At 64.3% G+C, this 16,688-nt stretch carries 13 protein-coding genes; 7 read left to right on the top strand and 6 right to left on the bottom strand.

Annotated elements, in window-relative coordinates:
* A complete protein-coding gene (locus LB536_RS01960) occupies nucleotides 1-1,119 on the bottom strand; it encodes an NAD(P)/FAD-dependent oxidoreductase (RefSeq protein ID WP_224589926.1) in 1,119 nt (372 codons plus the stop codon).
* Nucleotides 1,120-1,221: 102 nt separating this feature from the next.
* Between LB536_RS01960 and LB536_RS01955 the strand changes: the two genes are divergently transcribed.
* The 5 genes from LB536_RS01955 (at nucleotide 1,222) to LB536_RS01935 (ending at nucleotide 7,949) form a co-directional block, all read left to right on the top strand.
* Nucleotides 1,222-2,127 carry a LysR family transcriptional regulator gene (locus tag LB536_RS01955; RefSeq protein ID WP_224589925.1) on the top strand — a complete coding sequence of 302 codons (906 nt, stop codon included), beginning with the start codon at nucleotides 1,222-1,224 and terminating at the stop codon, nucleotides 2,125-2,127.
* A gap of 89 nt (nucleotides 2,128-2,216) precedes the next feature.
* A complete protein-coding gene (locus tag LB536_RS01950) occupies nucleotides 2,217-4,295 on the top strand; it encodes a hydantoinase/oxoprolinase family protein (RefSeq protein ID WP_224589924.1) in 2,079 nt (692 codons plus the stop codon).
* Between the two features lie 5 nt (nucleotides 4,296-4,300).
* Nucleotides 4,301-6,286 carry a hydantoinase B/oxoprolinase family protein gene (locus LB536_RS01945; protein WP_224589923.1) on the top strand — a complete coding sequence of 662 codons (1,986 nt, stop codon included), beginning with the start codon at nucleotides 4,301-4,303 and terminating at the stop codon, nucleotides 6,284-6,286.
* A complete protein-coding gene (locus tag LB536_RS01940; RefSeq protein WP_224589922.1) occupies nucleotides 6,283-6,585 on the top strand; it encodes a (2Fe-2S)-binding protein in 303 nt (100 codons plus the stop codon). Before LB536_RS01945 ends, LB536_RS01940 begins: the two co-directional genes overlap by 4 nt.
* The gene (locus LB536_RS01935; RefSeq protein WP_224589921.1) at nucleotides 6,582-7,949 is read left to right on the top strand and encodes an NAD(P)/FAD-dependent oxidoreductase; all 1,368 of its coding nucleotides are present in this window, start codon (nucleotides 6,582-6,584) and stop codon (nucleotides 7,947-7,949) included. The genes LB536_RS01940 and LB536_RS01935 overlap by 4 nt, the downstream gene beginning before the upstream one ends.
* 16 nt (nucleotides 7,950-7,965) lie before the next feature.
* On the opposite strand, the gene LB536_RS01930 is transcribed toward LB536_RS01935, so the two are convergent.
* Nucleotides 7,966-9,291 carry an NAD(P)/FAD-dependent oxidoreductase gene (locus tag LB536_RS01930; protein ID WP_224589920.1) on the bottom strand — a complete coding sequence of 442 codons (1,326 nt, stop codon included), beginning with the start codon at nucleotides 9,289-9,291 and terminating at the stop codon, nucleotides 7,966-7,968.
* Between the two features lie 223 nt (nucleotides 9,292-9,514).
* On the opposite strand from LB536_RS01930, the gene LB536_RS01925 reads away from it, so the two are divergent.
* Nucleotides 9,515-9,991 (top strand): Lrp/AsnC family transcriptional regulator, encoded by a 477-nt coding sequence (locus tag LB536_RS01925; protein ID WP_140756925.1) that lies wholly within the window; start codon nucleotides 9,515-9,517, stop codon nucleotides 9,989-9,991.
* 46 nt (nucleotides 9,992-10,037) lie between these two features.
* Here the strand turns inward: LB536_RS01925 and LB536_RS01920 are convergent, their stop codons facing one another.
* A complete protein-coding gene (locus LB536_RS01920; RefSeq protein WP_224589919.1) occupies nucleotides 10,038-10,979 on the bottom strand; it encodes a LysR substrate-binding domain-containing protein in 942 nt (313 codons plus the stop codon).
* Nucleotides 10,980-11,072: 93 nt separating this feature from the next.
* On the opposite strand from LB536_RS01920, the gene LB536_RS01915 reads away from it, so the two are divergent.
* On the top strand, nucleotides 11,073-13,127 hold the full coding sequence (locus LB536_RS01915) for an FAD-dependent oxidoreductase (RefSeq protein ID WP_224589918.1): 2,055 nt from the start codon (nucleotides 11,073-11,075) through the stop codon (nucleotides 13,125-13,127).
* A gap of 63 nt (nucleotides 13,128-13,190) precedes the next feature.
* On the opposite strand, the gene LB536_RS01910 is transcribed toward LB536_RS01915, so the two are convergent.
* The 3 genes from LB536_RS01910 to LB536_RS01900 are packed head-to-tail and all read right to left on the bottom strand — an operon-like array spanning nucleotide 13,191 to nucleotide 16,641.
* Complete coding sequence (locus LB536_RS01910; protein WP_224589917.1) at nucleotides 13,191-14,846, bottom strand: ABC transporter ATP-binding protein; 1,656 nt, start codon at nucleotides 14,844-14,846, stop codon at nucleotides 13,191-13,193.
* Nucleotides 14,843-15,694 carry an ABC transporter permease gene (locus tag LB536_RS01905; RefSeq protein ID WP_140808200.1) on the bottom strand — a complete coding sequence of 284 codons (852 nt, stop codon included), beginning with the start codon at nucleotides 15,692-15,694 and terminating at the stop codon, nucleotides 14,843-14,845. Before LB536_RS01905 ends, LB536_RS01910 begins: the two co-directional genes overlap by 4 nt.
* Nucleotides 15,691-16,641 (bottom strand): ABC transporter permease, encoded by a 951-nt coding sequence (locus LB536_RS01900; RefSeq protein ID WP_224589916.1) that lies wholly within the window; start codon nucleotides 16,639-16,641, stop codon nucleotides 15,691-15,693. Before LB536_RS01900 ends, LB536_RS01905 begins: the two co-directional genes overlap by 4 nt.
* Between the last annotated feature and the right edge of the window lie 47 nt (nucleotides 16,642-16,688).

Genomic DNA, 16,688 nt, shown 5'->3' with positions numbered 1-16,688 from the left:
TCAGACGGCGCGGCCGAAGCGATCGACCCTGAAATCATCGAGCGGCGTTTCGCATCGGTCGGTCATGATGAGTTCGGCCATGGCGTCTCCCACGCCCGGGCCGAGCTGGAAGCCATGACCGCTGAAGCCGAAGGCATGGAACAGGCCCGGCGTCGTCGCCGAGCATCCCATGACCGGCAGCATGTCCCTGACATAGCCCTCGCAGCCTGACCAGGTGCGGATGACGGTGGCCTGCGCGATTGCAGGCAGCAGCCGCACGACGGCACGCAATTGCATGGGCAGGCGCATGGGGTCGGCGGCCGCATGGCCTGGGTCGATATCCACCGACACTCTTTCGGCGGCGCCGCCGAAGACTATGTTGCCTCGCTCGACCTGACGCAGATAGGCGCCATGGTTCTTGTCACGCGTCCAGATTCCGACCACCGGCAGGATCCGGTGCGGCAGTGGTTCGGTCACGCCCATTTGTGGGCCACGCGCGTCGAGCGGAACCTGTTCGCCGAACTGTGCGGCGATGCGTGCACCCCAAGCTCCGGCAGTGTTGAGCAAACACTCGGCGGCGAATTTTCCCTTTGAACTGACAACGAGAAACCCGGAAGCCGTGTGCTTGATCGTCTCGACCTCCGCTTCTTCGACAAGTTGGGCGCCCAACTGGTGCGCGGCCTCGGCAAAGGCGGGTGCAATCAGCCGCGGATTGCCGCTGCCATCACGCGGCGAGAACGACGCCGCGATCGCATCGGGACCGAGGCCGGGAAAGCGTGTGTGAATCTCGCGCGGGCTGAGTTCTTCCAGCTCAAGTCCCCAGGGCCGCGCCGTCTGGGCGTAGGTTCGCATGTCGGCGAGACCATCTTCATCGAAGATCAGCCGGATGTGGCCGGTGGCGCGGAATTCGACGTCGCGGCCAAGCATTTTCTCGGCCTCGCCCCAAAGCCTGAGCGAGCGATGGGCCAATGGAAGCTGGGACAGATGACGCCCTGTGCGCCGGATGTTGCCGAAGGAGGCGACCGTTGCCCCGGTTCCGATCCGGCTCCGCTCGATCAGCGTCACGCGTGCGCCGCGCCGGGCGAGGAAATAGGCCGAAGCCGTCCCCATCAGTCCGCCGCCCAGCACGACTACATCCATAGCGCCCTCTAGCAATCAATCCCAGCCGATCTTGTCCGCGCCGCGCTATTGCGTCAAAGATGGGTTTGGACAGAAGCCATAAGTTTTACCTATGGAGTAGCCATGCGGGCCCGGCAGCTCGAAGTGTTCACCGCCGTGATGCGCGCGGGTACCGTGACGGCCGCGGCGCGGATGCTGAACATCTCCCAGCCTGCGCTCAGCCAGATCCTGCTCCACGCCGAGGACGAACTCGGTTTCACCCTGTTCGAGCGGGTCAAGGGCCGGCTGCGACCAACCCCGGAGGCGTTAGAGATCTTCCCCGATGCCGAGAGGTTATCGGCGGGGCTTGAGGGCTTGCGCCGCAAGACAACCGACCTGCGCCTGGGTCGGGCAGGGCTGGTGCGCGTCGCGGCGTCGCCGCCGCCGGCAATGGCGATATTGCCGCGTGCGTTCACCAAATTCCGGACGCAGCATCCCAACATAATGCTGCGTGCCCATAGCGCGCCCATCTCGGCAATCGTCGACATGCTGCGTGCGGGCGATGCCAGCCTCGGCGTGGCGATGGACGACCGGCTGCCTCCGGATATCGAGGCGGAGGCGGTCGGCAGACTCGGCTTCGTATGCCTGCTGCCCGCCAGGCACGCGCTGCAAACGAAAACCGAGCTGACGCTCGCCGACCTCGTCGGGGAAGAGTTGATATCCTATCGCGGCAACACCCGCCCTGCCGATGAACTGGCCCACGCGGCCCAGGCGCAAGGCGTGGCGCTTTCGCCGTCGCTCGAGATCGACGCATCCATCTCCGCGGTCGGCTTCGTCCAGGCCGGTCTGGGCATCGCCTTGGTCGATGCACTGCTGCCGTGGCATCAGTTTGCCGGGCTTGCGGTCAGGCCGCTCGCGGCCGGGCCGGAATTCCCGATCGCGCTTCTCACCTCACGCGCCCGAGCCCTTTCTCGGGCCGATGAGATGATGCGCGACGAAATTCGCGCGGCCTGTTCCGCCGTCCTCGGCGAGCATCGAGCCAAAGCATAAGCACGACTTATATCCTTGCTCCTCATCCATCTTGGACCGGCACCATCCGGTCGTGCCAGCTTTGGTCGTCAGACAGGAAGGAACGCATCATGGATGGCGCCATCACGGCGAACGGGGCAGGGAACGAGGCCGACTGGAAGGTCGGCGTCGACATCGGCGGGACCTTTATCGATTTCTGCGCGCTTGAAGTAAACTCCGGACGCGTCGCCTCGCTGAAGGTGCTGACGACGCCGGAGGATCCGGGCGCCGAGCTGATGACCGGTCTTGGCCTTCTGGCCGAGCGCGAGGGCTTTGATCCCACCCATATGACGCGCTTCGTGCACGGCACCACGGTCGGCATCAACACGATCATCCAACGCAAGGGCGCGCCGCTCGCGCTGTTCACCAATGCCGGCTTCGAGGACGTGATCGAGCTCGCACGGCTTCGAATGCCGGACATGTATTCGCTGTTCTGCTCTCGGCCGGACCCGCTGATCCCTCGCGACATGGTCTTCGGCATTCCGGCCCGCATGCGCGCCGATGGCAGCGAGACCAAGGCACCTGATGTGGCAGCCGTTGAAAGAGCGGTGGTGGCGGCGAAGGCGAACGGGGCGCAAGGTATCATCGTGGCCTTCCTTCATTCCTGGCGCAACGCCGCGCAGGAGGCCTCGGTTAAGTCTGCTATTGCGCGCCTCGCACCCGACCTCTTCGTCTTCACCTCGGCCGAGGTCTGGCCGGTCATTCGCGAATACGAGCGCAGCTCCACCGCCATCCTCAACGGCTATGTCCATCCGCGTGTTTCGGGCTACCTGACGGCGCTGGAAGAGCGGTTGAAGAGCCGCGGCGTGCCGGCCCGTCCCATGCTGACGAAGTCGAACGGTGGGCTGATGAACGCTGCCGAAGGCAAGCAGGCCTGCGTCAACATGCTGCTTTCGGGTACGGCTTCAGGGGTCATCGGCGCTGCGTGGCTGGCGCGTCAGGCCGGCGAGGACAGGATCCTTACCCTCGACATCGGCGGAACCTCGGCCGACTTCGCGCTTATCATCGACGGCGAGCCACAGTTCGGCACCGGCGAGCTGATCGGCGAATTTCCGCTCCATATTCCTTCCGTGTCGGTGAGTTCGATCGGCGTCGGCGGCGGCTCGATCGCCAGTGTCGACGCACAGGGTGTGCTTCGCATCGGGCCGGAGTCGGCCGGCTCGACGCCGGGACCGGCATGCTACGGCCGCGGCGGCGAGCAGGCGACGGTGACGGACGCCATGGTGGTGTGCGGATGGCTCGGCCACAGCGAGATGGCCTATGGACAACTCAGCATCGATACCGGGCTGGCGCACCGCGCGGTCGGCGAGCTTGCGAGGCGACTCGGCCGCCCGGTCGAGCAGACCGCGCAGGCGATCCTCGACATCGCGGTGTCGGAGATGTTCGTCGAGGTCGAGAAACTCGCATCGCGCGCCGGCGTCGACTTGCGCGATTTCACGCTGATGCCCTTTGGCGGCGGCGGCCCCATGCTCGGCGCTTTCCTTGCCCGCGAACTCGGCATGAAGCGCGTCATGGCGCCACGACGCCCCGGCGTGGTGTCGGCACTGGGCGGACTGGTGGCGGATCTGCGCGGAGATTTCATTCGCACCATTTTCTCGCCGCTGTCGGCCGCGTCGCTCCCAATTATCCGCGCGGCTTTCGAGGCGCTCGCAAGCGAGGGCCGCGACTGGCTCGCGGCGCAGGGGCATGACGCGGCCGCTGAGCTCAATTTCTCCTGCGATATGCGCTATCTCGGTCAGAGCTATGAGATCGAGGTCGTCCTTTCGCCGGAATGGCTCGAGGAGAGTGACGCAGAGGCCATCGAGCAGGCCTTTCACCGCACCCATGAGCGGCTCTACGATTTCCACGACCCGGATGGCGAGATCGAGCTTGTGAATATCAGGCTGTCCGCCGTCGGCGCGGGTCCGGCGCTCTCCTTTCCAGAGATCGACGAGATCGACGTCTCCGCCGGTCCGGCGCGCCGGCTTCCGGTCTATACAGGCCTGGGCGTCGAGACCGTAGACCTCCACGACCGGCAGACTCTTGTGCCTGGCAGTAGCTTCCAAGGGCCTGCCGTGGTCGTTCAGGAAGACACCACCCTTGCCATTCCCGCCGGAGTTCAGGCGCGGGTCGATCGCCACCTCAATCTTCTTCTGACTTTCGCGGAGTGACGCCTTTGTTTGACCGGACAAACCTTCAGGTTCTGGCGAACCATGCCCGCGCCGCGGCCGAGAACATGGCCCACACGCTACACCGCACCGCGCATTCCGCCTTCGTCAAGGAAACGCAGGACTTCACGGTGATGCTGATGGACCGCTCCGGGGCAACCTTCGCCGTCCCCATGGAACTCGGCGCCACCTGGTATCCCGGGCTTTCGTATCGCCGTGCGATCGCAATGGTCGATGACTACCGGCCTGGCGACGTTGCCTTCACCAACGATCCTTATTCAGGCCATGTCGCCACCCACGCACCCGACACGCATCTGTGGAAGCCGGTCTTTGTCGATGGCGAGATCGTCGCGTGGACCGGAGGCCACATCCACAACACCGACATGGGTGGGGCGGTGCCGGCTTCGCTCAGCCGTGCGCTGACCGAAATCCATCAGGAAGGCATCCGCTTTCCACCGATGAAGCTCGTGAATGAGGGCGTCTTCGACGAGATGATCCTGCGCATCATGAGCACCAATGTGCGCAAGCCGGATCTCAACATCGGCGACATCAAGGCGCTGGTCGGCGCGCTCAACACCGGCGAGCGCAAGATCCACGCAATGGTGCGGAAGTTCGGCAAGACAGGCTTCATCGAAGGCGTTGCCGCTCTTCTTGATCATGCGGAGGCGCAGGCGCGCGACGTGCTGCGCTCCATGCCTGACGGCACATGGGAATTCGCGGATTATGCCGACGAGGATTCGGTCGAGGCTAATCCCTGCCGGCTAAAGCTGAGGCTGACGATCAAAGGCGGGGAGGCGGTGCTCGACTTCACCGGCTCCGATCCGCAACTCGGCTCCTCGCTCAATGTGCCCTCGGGCGGCGACCCGCGCCACACCATGCTGCTGGTGGGTGTCTATTACGTTCTCTATACGCTCAACCCGAAGATCCTGCTCAACACCGGCCTCACCAGGCCTTTCACCTGCATCACCCCTGAAGGTTCGGTGCTGAACCCGGTCCACCCCGCCGCCGTCGGCATGCGCTCGCTCACCTGCGCCCGGCTGCGCTCGGTCATCTTCGGTGCCTTTTCGCAGGCAGTGCCGGAGCGCCTGCCTGCGGCTCCTGCCGGCAACAACTGCATCATCAACGTCATGACGACGGATGAGCGTACCAGCCGGAGCGTCATCGCGGCGGTGAACCCCGTCGTGGGGGGTGGCGGCGCGATGCCGCACCGCGACGGCACCAACGGATCGGGCGCCGATGCCGCCTATCTCAAGAACACGCCGATCGAGATCACCGAGACCGAAACGCCGGTCGAGTTCGTGAAATACGGACTCGCCAGGGATAGCGGCGGTGCGGGCCGCTGGCGCGGCGGGCTGGCGACCGAGATGGCCTTCCGTGTCTTCGCCCCCGATTCCAGGATCACGGCGCGCAACCGCGACCGCAGTTTCTTCCGCCCCTGGGGCGTACTCGGCGGAAAGGCGGCCGGCCTGTCCGACATGGTCGTCAATCCGGGGGGCGAGCACGAGCGGCGGCTGGGCAATATCGACACGGCGGTCCTGCAGCCCGGCGACATGCTCGAGATCCGTTCCGCCGGCGGCGGCGGCCGCGGCGATCCGCATCAGCGCGAGCCATGGCGGGTCGCTCAGGACGTGCGGCGCGGCTATGTCTCGCCGACAGCCGCCGAGCGTGACTATGGCGTTGTCATCTGCAGCGGCGAGATCGATGAACACGCGACCAAGCTGCTGCGCTCACGCAAGGAACCATCAGTCGGTCATTTCCATTTCGGTCCGGAGCGCGATGGTTACGAAGCGCAGTGGACGCCGGCCGCCTATGACCAGCTTCATGTGGTTCTGGATGCCTTGCCGATCCATTGGCGCTTCTTCGCCAAGACGGAGATCTTCCGCCGTATGAAAGGACGCTCCGGGCCGGAGGGCGTCCGGGCGGCCTTCGATGCGGTCTGCGAACGCTTCCCCGAATTGCCCCGTCCTCACCAGATACAAGAGGCAGCGGAATGAGCACGGCCGGCCGTATCGTCCGGCTGGCCGAACGTGATCGGGTACAGGTGCGGTTCTTTCTCGACGGCGAGATACGTCACGCGCTGGCCGGCGACACCGTGCTGACCGCCATGTTGGCGTCGGGGCATGTCTTGCGAAAATCCGAGTTCGGTCCCGAGCCGCGTGCAGGGTTCTGCCTGATGGGCGCCTGTCAGGATTGCTGGACATGGCAGGAGGAGGGACCGCGTCTGCGCGCGTGCACAACCCTTGTCGCCGAAGGTCTGCGGCTACGCACGACACCACCGGAGAACTGGCCGTGAACGAGGCCTCACCGCCACGGATCGTGATCGTGGGTGCGGGTCCCGCCGGCATCAGGGCTGCCGCCACGCTGGTCGAGGCCGGGCTCCATCCAACAGTGATTGACGAAGGCTATCGCGCGGGCGGGCAGATTTATCGCCGTCCGCCTGCCGGGTTCGTCCGCACGCCAAAGCAGCTCTACGGGTCGGAAGCGGCGAAGGCGCGCGCACTGCATGCGCTCTTCGACCGGCTGGCTAAGGATGGGCAACTCACCCATTGCGCGGGCAGTTCTGTCATTGCCGCGCATGGCGGCCAGTTGCATGTGCTGGGCGAGGACGGCGTTCAGGTTGTCGGCTATGAGCGTTTGATCCTTGCCACGGGCGCGTCCGACCGCGTCGCGCCGATCCCCGGTTGGCAGAATGCCGGCGTCTACAGTCTTGGCGCGGCGCAAATCGCGCTCAAGGCGCAAGGTGTGGCGCTTGGGCGGCGGATCGTCCTGGCGGGATCGGGGCCTTTGCTGACGCTGGTCGGTGCCCAGCTCGTCGAGGCTGGAGCGGATGTGGCCGCGGTGCTTGATACGTCTCCCTGGCATCAGCAGGTGCAGGGATGCTCAGACCTTGCCGCCCGGCCCGTCGTTGCGTTGCGCGGCCTGGCGCTGCGGGCGCGGCTCGGCCGCCGCTATCATGCGGGTGTGACACTGGAGCGGATCGAGGCCGACCAGCAGGGCGTCGCAGCCTTGCATTGGCGCGATGCCGGCGGACGGCAGCAGCTCACTTCCTGCGACATGATCGGCATGGGCTGGCACCTGCGGGCCGAAACCCATCTGGCCGATCTGGCGGGGTGCGCCTTCACCTATGACGAGCAGTGGCGGCAGTGGCTGCCAAAGACCGACGAAATGGGTCGGGCCGGCAACGGCGTCTACCTTGCGGGCGATGGGGTTCGCCTGCTCGGTGCCGATGGCGCCGAGATTGCGGGGCGCCTTGCAGCGGCGGCGTGCCTTGCCGACATCGGATATCAGGCGCCCTCGGTCAGTGCCGATCTGCGCAAGCTCGTGCGGCTCGAGCGCTTTGCCCGCGGTCTGGCTCGCGCCTTTCCCTGGCCGGCGGCCATGGTGCGGGCGCTGCCCGATGAGGCGATCGTCTGCCGCTGCGAGAACGTCACTGCCGCAGCCGTGCGCGAGGGGACGGATTTCGGCGGCGGCGAGGCCAACAGGGTGAAGTCACTTTCACGCGCCGGCATGGGGCGCTGCCAGGGGCGCTATTGCCAGTTGGCTGCCGTCGAACTGGTCGCCGCGCAAACCGGCTGTATGCCCGAAGCCGTCGGTAGGTTTCGCGCGCAAGCCCCTGTCCGGCCAGCACCCATCGGCGCCTTCCTCCGGGAAGACTGATACGGTTTAGTCGGCCCTAGAAGTCGGCGACCTTGCCCCATACCGAAGCGTCGAAGCGGCGCGGGTCATAGGATGCCGGATCGACGATCGGTTCCGACCCGGTCACCAGATCGGAAACGAGGTGCCCGGCGCCTGGTCCAATGCCGAAGCCGTGCCCCGAAAACCCGGCGGCGAGGAAGAAACCCGGAACGCTATGGACCTCGCCGATGGCGGGCACGCCGTCCGGCGTGCTGTCGATGTAGCCGGCCCAGGCCGCGCTGATCCTGGTCTGGCGAAGTGCAGGCAGCAGCTCGAGCGCCCGGGCGTGGGTCAGCCGGATGGTGCCCTGATCCGGAACCGGGTCGAGGATGCGCATCCGCTCCATCGGCGTCGGCCGGTCGAGCCGCCAGCGTTGCAGCGTTTCGTGGCCCGAACGTATGCCTTGCAACCCCCCAGGCCCGATGCTGCGCCAGCGCTTCAGGAACATGGGAAGGAACTGCGGCGAGAAACGCAGCTGCTGCGCGGTCACGTCCACGCGTCCGCGTCCGCTTATGGCGAGCGTATAGCCGCCGTCGCCGCGCCGCGTGGACGAAATCTTCGCGGTGTGCAGCGCATCCGGCAGGTCCTTCGCGCCGGGCGAGACGGACAGGATGGACGAGCGTACCGACGCCTGCGGGAAGCGGAAGCCGAACTGGTGGCAAAATGAGGAGGCCCAGGCGCCACCGGCTATGACCGCAGCTTTGGTCCGGATCGTTCCACTTTCCGTGACCACGCCGCTCAGTCGCCCGGCCTCGGTCTCGACACCGCGCGCCGCGCAATTCTGGTGGACGGTGCTGCCAAGCTTGAGGATGGCGCGGGCGACCGCGGGCGCCGCCCGCGACGGATCGGCTGTGCCGTCGGTCGGCGAGAAGACGCCGCCCCTCCAGCTCCGGCCGGTGGCACGGCCCCGCTCGGTGGCCGCGGCACTGTCGAGCATGTACGTTGTAACGCCGGCGGTTCTGGCGAAGTCACGCCAACGCGCCCAGCCGGCAAGTTCCGCCTCGTCATTGCTGAGATAAAGCAGCCCGCAACGGCTGAAGCCGGTATTTTCGTCGGTTTCCGCCGCAAAGCTGTCCCATAGGTCGAGGCTTCGGGTTGCCATCGGCAGCTCGCGGGCGTCGCGGTTCTGCTGGCGGCACCATCCCCAGTTTCTGCTGGACTGCTCGGCGCCGATGCGTCCCTTTTCGACAAGCGCGACCTTCAGGCCGCGCCTGGCCAGATAGTAGGCCGCGAAGACACCTACGATGCCTGCGCCGATCACCACCACATCAGCGGATTGCGGCAGTTCGCCAGACGTTTCGATTTGCTGCAGCGGCGCGCGCATGGTTCCCTCTGCCTTGAAACGCCAATCTAGCGTGTCGTGCAGGCAGCCGCTGCTGCAGTTGTGACCTGAGCAGAATTTTATTCCGGCAGTCGTGTTGAAATCGAAAGTCCGTGCGTTTCAAGCGGCATCCGCTCGGATGGACAGCCCAGCGGGCTGTGGTAGTCTCGATGGTCACCAGCAAGGCGGCATTTTGTGCTGCAGCCCTCTTCCTCGGAGACAATCCGTGAAACTCGATCGGATCGATATCAAGATTCTTCACGAACTGCAGAAGAACGGCCGCATCACCAATGTGGAATTGGCCGAACTGGTGCATTTGTCGCCGAGCCCATGCCTGATGCGGGTCAAGAGGCTGCAATCGGAGGGGTATATCGAAGGCTATTCCGCGCAAATCAATATTGCCAAGCTCGGCCAGACATTGACTGTCTTCACCGAGATCACCTTGAAGAACCACCGCCAGGTAGACTTCGCCCGTTTTCTCGCCGTCGTGGACAAGATCGAGCAGGTCATCGAATGTCACCTTGTGTCGGGTGGCTACGACTATCTGATGAAATTCGTGACCTCCGGCATCGGCGAGTATCAGTCGATCATGGAGCGGCTCACCGACATGGATATCGGCATCGACAAGTATTTCAGCTTCGTCGTGCTGAAGTCTCCCATCGTCAAGGCGCACATGCCGCTGCCCAGCCTGTTTCCGAGGTAGTCAGCGGTAGCCGTGCCGCACGCTACGGCTGTCGCCCCGCAGCCCGCTACAGAATATCCAGCCGCAGTATCGCGTGCAATGCTTTCAATTCGGCTTGCATCTCGGCGATCATCCAGGCGCTGATGTCAGAGACGACAGGCCGTACCGGCCTTGAGCGCGGTGCAATCAGCTGATGAATCCGGCCCGTCTTGATCTGCCTGTCCGAGGCCGGAACAAGCGTTCCCTGAAGCAGCGCCCTTGAGACATTGCTGAGCCAGCCGAGCGCCACGCCTTCCCCGTTCATCGCTGCCTGAAGGACGACCGCGTAGTCCGAGAACTCGAGCCACTTCGCCTTGCTAGTCTTGCGGTCCGCTATAGTGCCCCAGGCGTCCAGCCACTGCTCCTTGGCGTCGGTGAGATGAAGCAGGACGTGACCGTCCCCGGTTCCGGCATGTATCAACCGACCGTGGGCCAACAGATAGGATGGACTGCATACGGGAACGATGATTTCCGGCGAGAACGCCCAGCGGTGATACTGCGTATCGTCGTCGGTCAGGATTCTCGTGGCAAGGTCTACATTCTCGGCAGGCTCTCGTAGAACGCCGGCGATCAATTCGAACCTCAGGTCCACATCAGGAAATCTGTTGTTGAACGCTCCTAGTCTGGGAACAAACCAGTGTGTTGCCAGAGAACTCGAAAGGGAAAGGGTAACCAGCGGCTTTGCAGCGCTGTTCTGCCTGATCTCCCGGATCACCTGCGCGATGCCTTCAAATCCCTCTCGTACAGCCGAATAAAGGGCGCGCCCTTCCGGGGTCACGGCCAATCCCGTTGGCTCCCGGGTGAACAGAGCGGCGCCCAAATCGGCTTCGAGCTGGGCGATGCTGCGGCTAACGGATGGTTGAGTGACGTTGAACTCCCGCGCGGCGGCCGTGAAGCTGCCCAACCGGACAGCAGCCTCGAAAACGAGAAGTCCGCGCGCGGAAGGAACGAGTTTTGCAAAATAAGCCATACGTTCAGCGTATAGCCACCCCAACAATTTTCAAGCTTTCTGAAGTCCCGTAAAGGGCAGACTATAACTCTCAGGAATGGCACGGAGCAGGACGTGAACGTAGCGGCATCTCAAGCAGACAGCACATCCGGCGATCCTCTGCTTCAGCCGTTCCGGCTCAAGGGTCTGACGCTGCGCAACCGCGTCGTCAGCACCAGCCATGCCTCGATGCTGGACGAAGGCGGCCTGCCGCTCGAGCGCTACCAGCTCTACCACGAGGAGAAAGCGCGCGGCGGCCTGGCGATGACCATGGCAGGCGGCTCGGCGATGACCTCGCCCGACTCGAGCTGGGGCGGTGGTCAGCTAGACCTTTCGAGCGATCGCATCGTCCCCCATCTTCAGTCTCTGTCGCAGCGAATCCATCGCCATGGCGCGGCTGTCATGTGCCAGGTCTCGCATCTTGGCAGGCGCGCCACCGCCTATGCCGGGAACTGGCTCCCGCCGGTTGCGCCGTCACGCGTTCGCGAGACGCGAAACCGGAATTTCCCGAAGGAGATGGACGCCGCCGACATCGACAGGATCGTCAAGGATTACGCAAGCGCCGCCAAGCGCTGCCGCGACGGTGGGCTGGACGGCATCGAGACTGTCACCGGCGGCCATCTGATCGGCCAATTCCTGTCGCGCAGAACCAACAGACGCATGGACGGCTTTGGCGGCTCGCTCGAAAATCGCGCGCGCTTCGGCCTGATGGTTCATGAGGCGATTCGCCAGGCGGTTGGCGACGATTTCGCGGTCGGCATTCGGTTCGTCATCGACGAGGCGGTCGATGACGGATCGGATTTCGAGGAATGCCTCGCTTTCGCCCGGTTGTTCGAGCGGGAAGGCCATGTCGATTTCTTCAATTGCATCTTTGGCCGCATGGACACCGACCTGTCCCTGGCCGAGCAGAACATGCCTGGCATGTTCACCCGGAGCGCGCCGTTTCTGCCGCTGGTCGGGCAGTTCAAGCGAGAGACCCGACTGCCTGTCATCCATGCCGCGGCCATCAGGGATGTAGCCACGGCCAGGCATGCCATCCGCGAGAACCTTGTCGACCTGGTTGGGATGACGCGGGCGCATATCGCCGACCCGCATATCGTCAACAAGCTGATGCGGGGAGAAGAAGACCGCATTCGCCCGTGCGTTGGCGCTTCCTACTGCCTGTATAAGAAGGTGCAGTGCGTTCACAATCCGGCCAGCGGCCATGAAACGATCATCAGCCATGCCATCGCCGGGGCCGAAACGCCGAAACGTGTGGTCGTGGTCGGCGGGGGGCCGGGTGGAATGGAAGCGGCAAGGGTCGCCGCCGAACGTGGGCACAAAGTCTGCCTGCTTGAAGCCGGAGCGCGGCTCGGTGGGCAGGTGCTCGTTGCGGCTTCCGCCGTCGACCGCAAGAATCTCATCGGCATAGTCGACTGGCGCGTCGATGAACTCGCCCGCCTCGGCGTGAACGTCCGTCTCAACACCTATGCGGACGCAGAGATCGTCCTGGCCGAGAAGCCGGACGCGGTGATCGTTGCCACCGGCGGCGTTCCGGACATGGAATGGCTGGAGGGCGCCGAACATTGCGACAGCGTCTGGGATGTCTTGACCGGCGTCGTGCCGGCGAAGGACGATGTGCTCATCTACGATGAGACCGGACGCCAGGCCGCCATTTCCTGCGCCCTGCATCTTGCCCGCCTGGGGCGCGTGGTCAGCCTGGCCATAGCGGACGATACCTTGGCGATCGAGACGCCCTATCCGGACAGGGTGAGTTTCCGCAAACTTGCCTCGGAACTCGGCATCCGGATCGTCAGCGATGTGCGCCTGGTCAAGGCGGTAGGCCAAGGCAACGGGATCGCTGCCAGGTTCCGGCATGAGCTCACCGGCGCGGAGACGGAAATGGCGGCAGGCCAACTCATTGTCGAGCGCGGCACGGCGCCCATGGAAGATACCTACCAGGAATTGCGCGCGCGCTCCGCCAACAACGGCGTCACCGACATCGCACTCATGACGGGAACGAAGACAAAGCCGGGTGGTGGTCTCCAAGCTGCTGGATCGTTCGTCTTGCACCGCATTGGAGACGCCGTTGCCAGCCGAGATATCTACTCGTCGATCTATGAAGCCTACCGGCTCTGTTCGCAATTGTAGAACGGGTGAAAGCCGGCATGCTGGCTTGCCTCGATGCCGCTGCCCAGTTTGTTTCCGAGGTAGTCAGCGGTGGCCGTACTGGCTGACCAGTTCGGGATCGCGGACGAGGCCGTCGAGCCATGTGGGATCGAGTTTCGGCACCGAGGAGAACAGAAGCTTGGAATAGGGGTGGGTAGCTGCCTTGACCTTGTCGGGCGTGATCTGTTCCACGCGCTGCCCATTATACATGACCATGATCTCGTCGCAGATGGCCTCGACGACGGAGAGGTCATGGCTGATGAAGATATAGGAGAGCCCCAGCTCCCGTTGCAACTCCTTGAGCAGCTCGATCACCGCGGACGCCACCACCGTGTCGAGTGCCGAGGTGATTTCGTCGCAGATGATCAGCTTGGGGTCGGCCGCCAGAGCGCGCGCGAAGTTCACGCGCTGCTTCTGGCCGCCCGAGAGCTCCGATGGATGGCGGTAGCGCAACGCCTTGGGCAGGCGCACCATGTCGAGCAGTTGGTCGACGCGCTTCGACCGCGTCTGCCTGTCGAGCCCGTGATAGAAGGCCAGCGGACGGGCGATGATGTCTTCCACCGGCTTGGCTGGATTGAGCGCGGTATCGGCGTACTGGAACACGATCTGCATCTCGCGCAACTGGTCCTGGCTTCGTTTGCCCGCCGCGCGCTGCAGTTCCTTGCCATCGAAGACGATCTCGCCGGCGGCCGCCGGATGGATGCCGGCGATCACCCGCGCCAGCGTCGATTTTCCGCAACCGGATTCGCCGATGATGCCGAGATTGCGCCCCTTCTCCACGACCAGGCTGACGGAGTTGACTGCGCGGATGAGGGGCAGTCCGTCATCCCGAACCGCGCCATAGCCGGCCGTCAAATCGTCGATGCGCAGCAGCAGCTTGGTTGCCGCATTCGCGTCCGCATGCGCTTGCCGCCGCTTCGGTTCGAACGCGGCCAGCAGTTCGCGCGTATAGGGGTGCTGGGCAGCCGAGAGGATTTGAGCCGTGGTGCCGGTCTCCTGCACTTCGCCACCCTTCAGCACAACGATATGGTCGGCGATCTGGGCGACGACCGCGAGGTCGTGGGAAACGTAGACGCCCGCTATGCCGCCCGCCCGCATCACTGACTTGAATGCCTTCAGCACATCGATCTGCGTCGTCACGTCGAGGGCTGTCGTCGGCTCGTCGAATATGACCAGCTTGGGATCGCCGATGAGTGCCATGGCCGCCGACAGCCGCTGCAATTGCCCGCCCGAAACCTGGTGCGGATAACGGGCGCCGATCCCATCGGGATCCGGCAGCGACAAGGCCCTGAACAGCGCGACCGCGCGCTTTCGAGCCTGTTCGGGAGGCATCAGTCTGTGGATCCGCGTCACCTCGATCACCTGCTCCATGATCGTGGACGCGGGGTTGAAGGACGCGGCGGCACTTTGCGGAACATAGGCGATGTCGGTGCCGCGTAATTTGGCGCGCTCCTTTTCGGAAAGTGCTGCCATGTTCTTGCCGTTGACGTTGATCTCGCCGCCGGTGATCCGGCAGCCTGGCCGGGCGTGTCCCATGAGCGAGAGCGCCACTGTCGTCTTGCCGGAGCCGCTCTCGCCGATGAGGGCGACAATCTCGCCGTCGGCTATATCGAGGCTGACGCCTTTGATGATCTCGACAATCCGCCCGGCATCGGTCGTTGCCTCGATCTTCAGGTTCCTGACCTCAACGAGATTGGTCATGCGTCCCTGTCCCTGATCTTCTTCGGCAAATTGTCGATCAGCAGGTTGACGCTGATAGTGAGGCTGGCGATCGCCAGCGAGGGCACGATGACAGCGGGCGCCGCGAACGGCAGGCCGCCGATATTCTCGCGCACCAGCGCGCCCCAGTCGGCGAGCGGCGGCTGCAGCCCAAGCCCGAGGAAGGACAGGCCGGAGAGCAACAGCACGATGAAAACGAAGCGCAGGCCGAAATCGGCCAGCACCGGGCGGATGATGTTGGGCAGGATCTCGGAGCCAATGAGATAGATGGTGCTTTCGCCACGGACACGGGCGACGGTCATGAAGTCCATGGTGTTGATGTTGACGGCCAGCGCCCGTGCGAAGCGGTAGGCGCCCGGGGTGTAGATGACGGCGAGCGTTAGGATCAGCACCGGTATCGACGAGCCGACCGCCGCAACGACAACAAGGCCGAACAGCTTGCTGGGAATGGAGTTCATGGCGTCGAGGAAGCGGCTGAGGCAGGTGTCGAGCCAGCCGCCGGTGACGGCCGCGATCATGCCGAGCACGACACCGGAAAAGCAGGCGATGACGACGGCGGCAAGCGATATGCCGACGGTATAGCGCGCGCCCATCAGCACCCGCGAGAGCATGTCGCGCCCCAGATAGTCCGAGCCGAGCCACAGCCCCTGGCGCATCGGGCCGAAATAATCGTCGTCGACGATGTCGCCGATCGAATGGGGAATGATGTAGGGCGCGAAGATGGCAATCAGCGTCCATGCCAGGATGACCAGCGCCGCGATCACGCCCACGAGATTGTAGCTGTGGCCCAGGAAGGACCGTCGGGAGGCTGCGACGCGTGCCACCATCATCTGAGCCTCGGGTTGGACATGATGGCGACGATGTCGGCGGCAGTGATGAGCAGGAGATAGCCGAGGCAGAAGATCATTGCGCAGCTCTGGATCAGCGGCAGGTCGCGGGTCGCCACCGCATCCACCATCAGCTTGGCGATACCGGGATAGTTGAAGATCGTCTCCACGATGATGACGCCGCCGACCAGGTAGGACAGCGACAGCGCGACCGCGTTGACGATCGGCCCGAGCGCATTGGGAAGCGCGTGCTTCAGCACCATGCGGCTGCGCGAAGCACCCTTGAGAAGCGCCATCTCGACATAAGGCGTGGAGAGCGTTTCGATCACCGCGGCGCGGGTCATGCGGATCATCTGGGCGGAGATGACGAAGGTAAGCGTGATCACAGGCATCGCATAGATCCGCAAGAGGTCGGTCAGCGAATGAGCCTCGTTGACCGAGGACAACGCAGGTAGCCATCTGAGATAGACGGCGAACAGCAGCACCGCGAGAGTCGCGACCATGAATTCCGGTACGGAGATGACGCCGATCGAAAGGATGGTGACGGTGCGGTCGTAGACGGAACCCCGCAGCATCGCGGCGGTGATGCCGAGCATCAGCGCCAGCGGCACCGAGAGCAGCGTGGTGATGCCTGCGAGCTCCATTGTGTTGAGCAGGCGTCCGCCAATCAGTGCCGCGACGGGCATATTGTTGGCGTAGGACGTGCCGAGGTCGCCGTGCAGCAGGCCCACGAGCCAGAGCAGGAAGCGCAGGATCGCTGGATCGTTGAGATGCATGGCCTCGCGCAGACCGGCGACCGCTTCGGGGGTCGCCGCCTGGCCGAGCAGGATCGACGCGGTGTCGCCAGGCAGCATGCTGGTGGCGAAGAAAACCGCGAACAGGACGATCAGAAGGGTGACGACCGCGATCGCCAGCCGCTTCAACACGAGGTTTAGAACCCCAGACGTCATGGAAGCGCTCCTGCGGTTGCGTTCGGCCAAGCCAAGTTGCGCAATAG

This window comes from Mesorhizobium sp. ES1-3, assembly GCF_020164795.1.
Lineage (GTDB): Bacteria > Pseudomonadota > Alphaproteobacteria > Rhizobiales > Rhizobiaceae > Mesorhizobium.
The sequence above is the reverse complement of the archived record's forward strand: the minus strand, read 5'-3'. Positions and strand labels throughout refer to the sequence as shown.

Bases quoted from the DNA above. Each gene is read 5' to 3' on its own strand.
- LB536_RS01960 (WP_224589926.1), bottom strand. From the start codon at position 1,119: ATGGATGTAGTCGTGCTGGGCGGCGGACTGATGGGGACGGCTTCGGCC.
- LB536_RS01955 (WP_224589925.1), top strand. From the start codon at position 1,222: ATGCGGGCCCGGCAGCTCGAAGTGTTCACCGCCGTGATGCGCGCGGGT.
- LB536_RS01950 (WP_224589924.1), top strand. From the start codon at position 2,217: ATGGATGGCGCCATCACGGCGAACGGGGCAGGGAACGAGGCCGACTGG.
- LB536_RS01940 (WP_224589922.1), top strand. From the start codon at position 6,283: ATGAGCACGGCCGGCCGTATCGTCCGGCTGGCCGAACGTGATCGGGTA.
- LB536_RS01930 (WP_224589920.1), bottom strand. From the start codon at position 9,291: ATGCGCGCGCCGCTGCAGCAAATCGAAACGTCTGGCGAACTGCCGCAA.
- LB536_RS01920 (WP_224589919.1), bottom strand. From the start codon at position 10,979: ATGGCTTATTTTGCAAAACTCGTTCCTTCCGCGCGCGGACTTCTCGTT.
- LB536_RS01910 (WP_224589917.1), bottom strand. From the start codon at position 14,846: ATGACCAATCTCGTTGAGGTCAGGAACCTGAAGATCGAGGCAACGACC.
- LB536_RS01905 (WP_140808200.1), bottom strand. From the start codon at position 15,694: ATGATGGTGGCACGCGTCGCAGCCTCCCGACGGTCCTTCCTGGGCCAC.
- LB536_RS01900 (WP_224589916.1), bottom strand. From the start codon at position 16,641: ATGACGTCTGGGGTTCTAAACCTCGTGTTGAAGCGGCTGGCGATCGCG.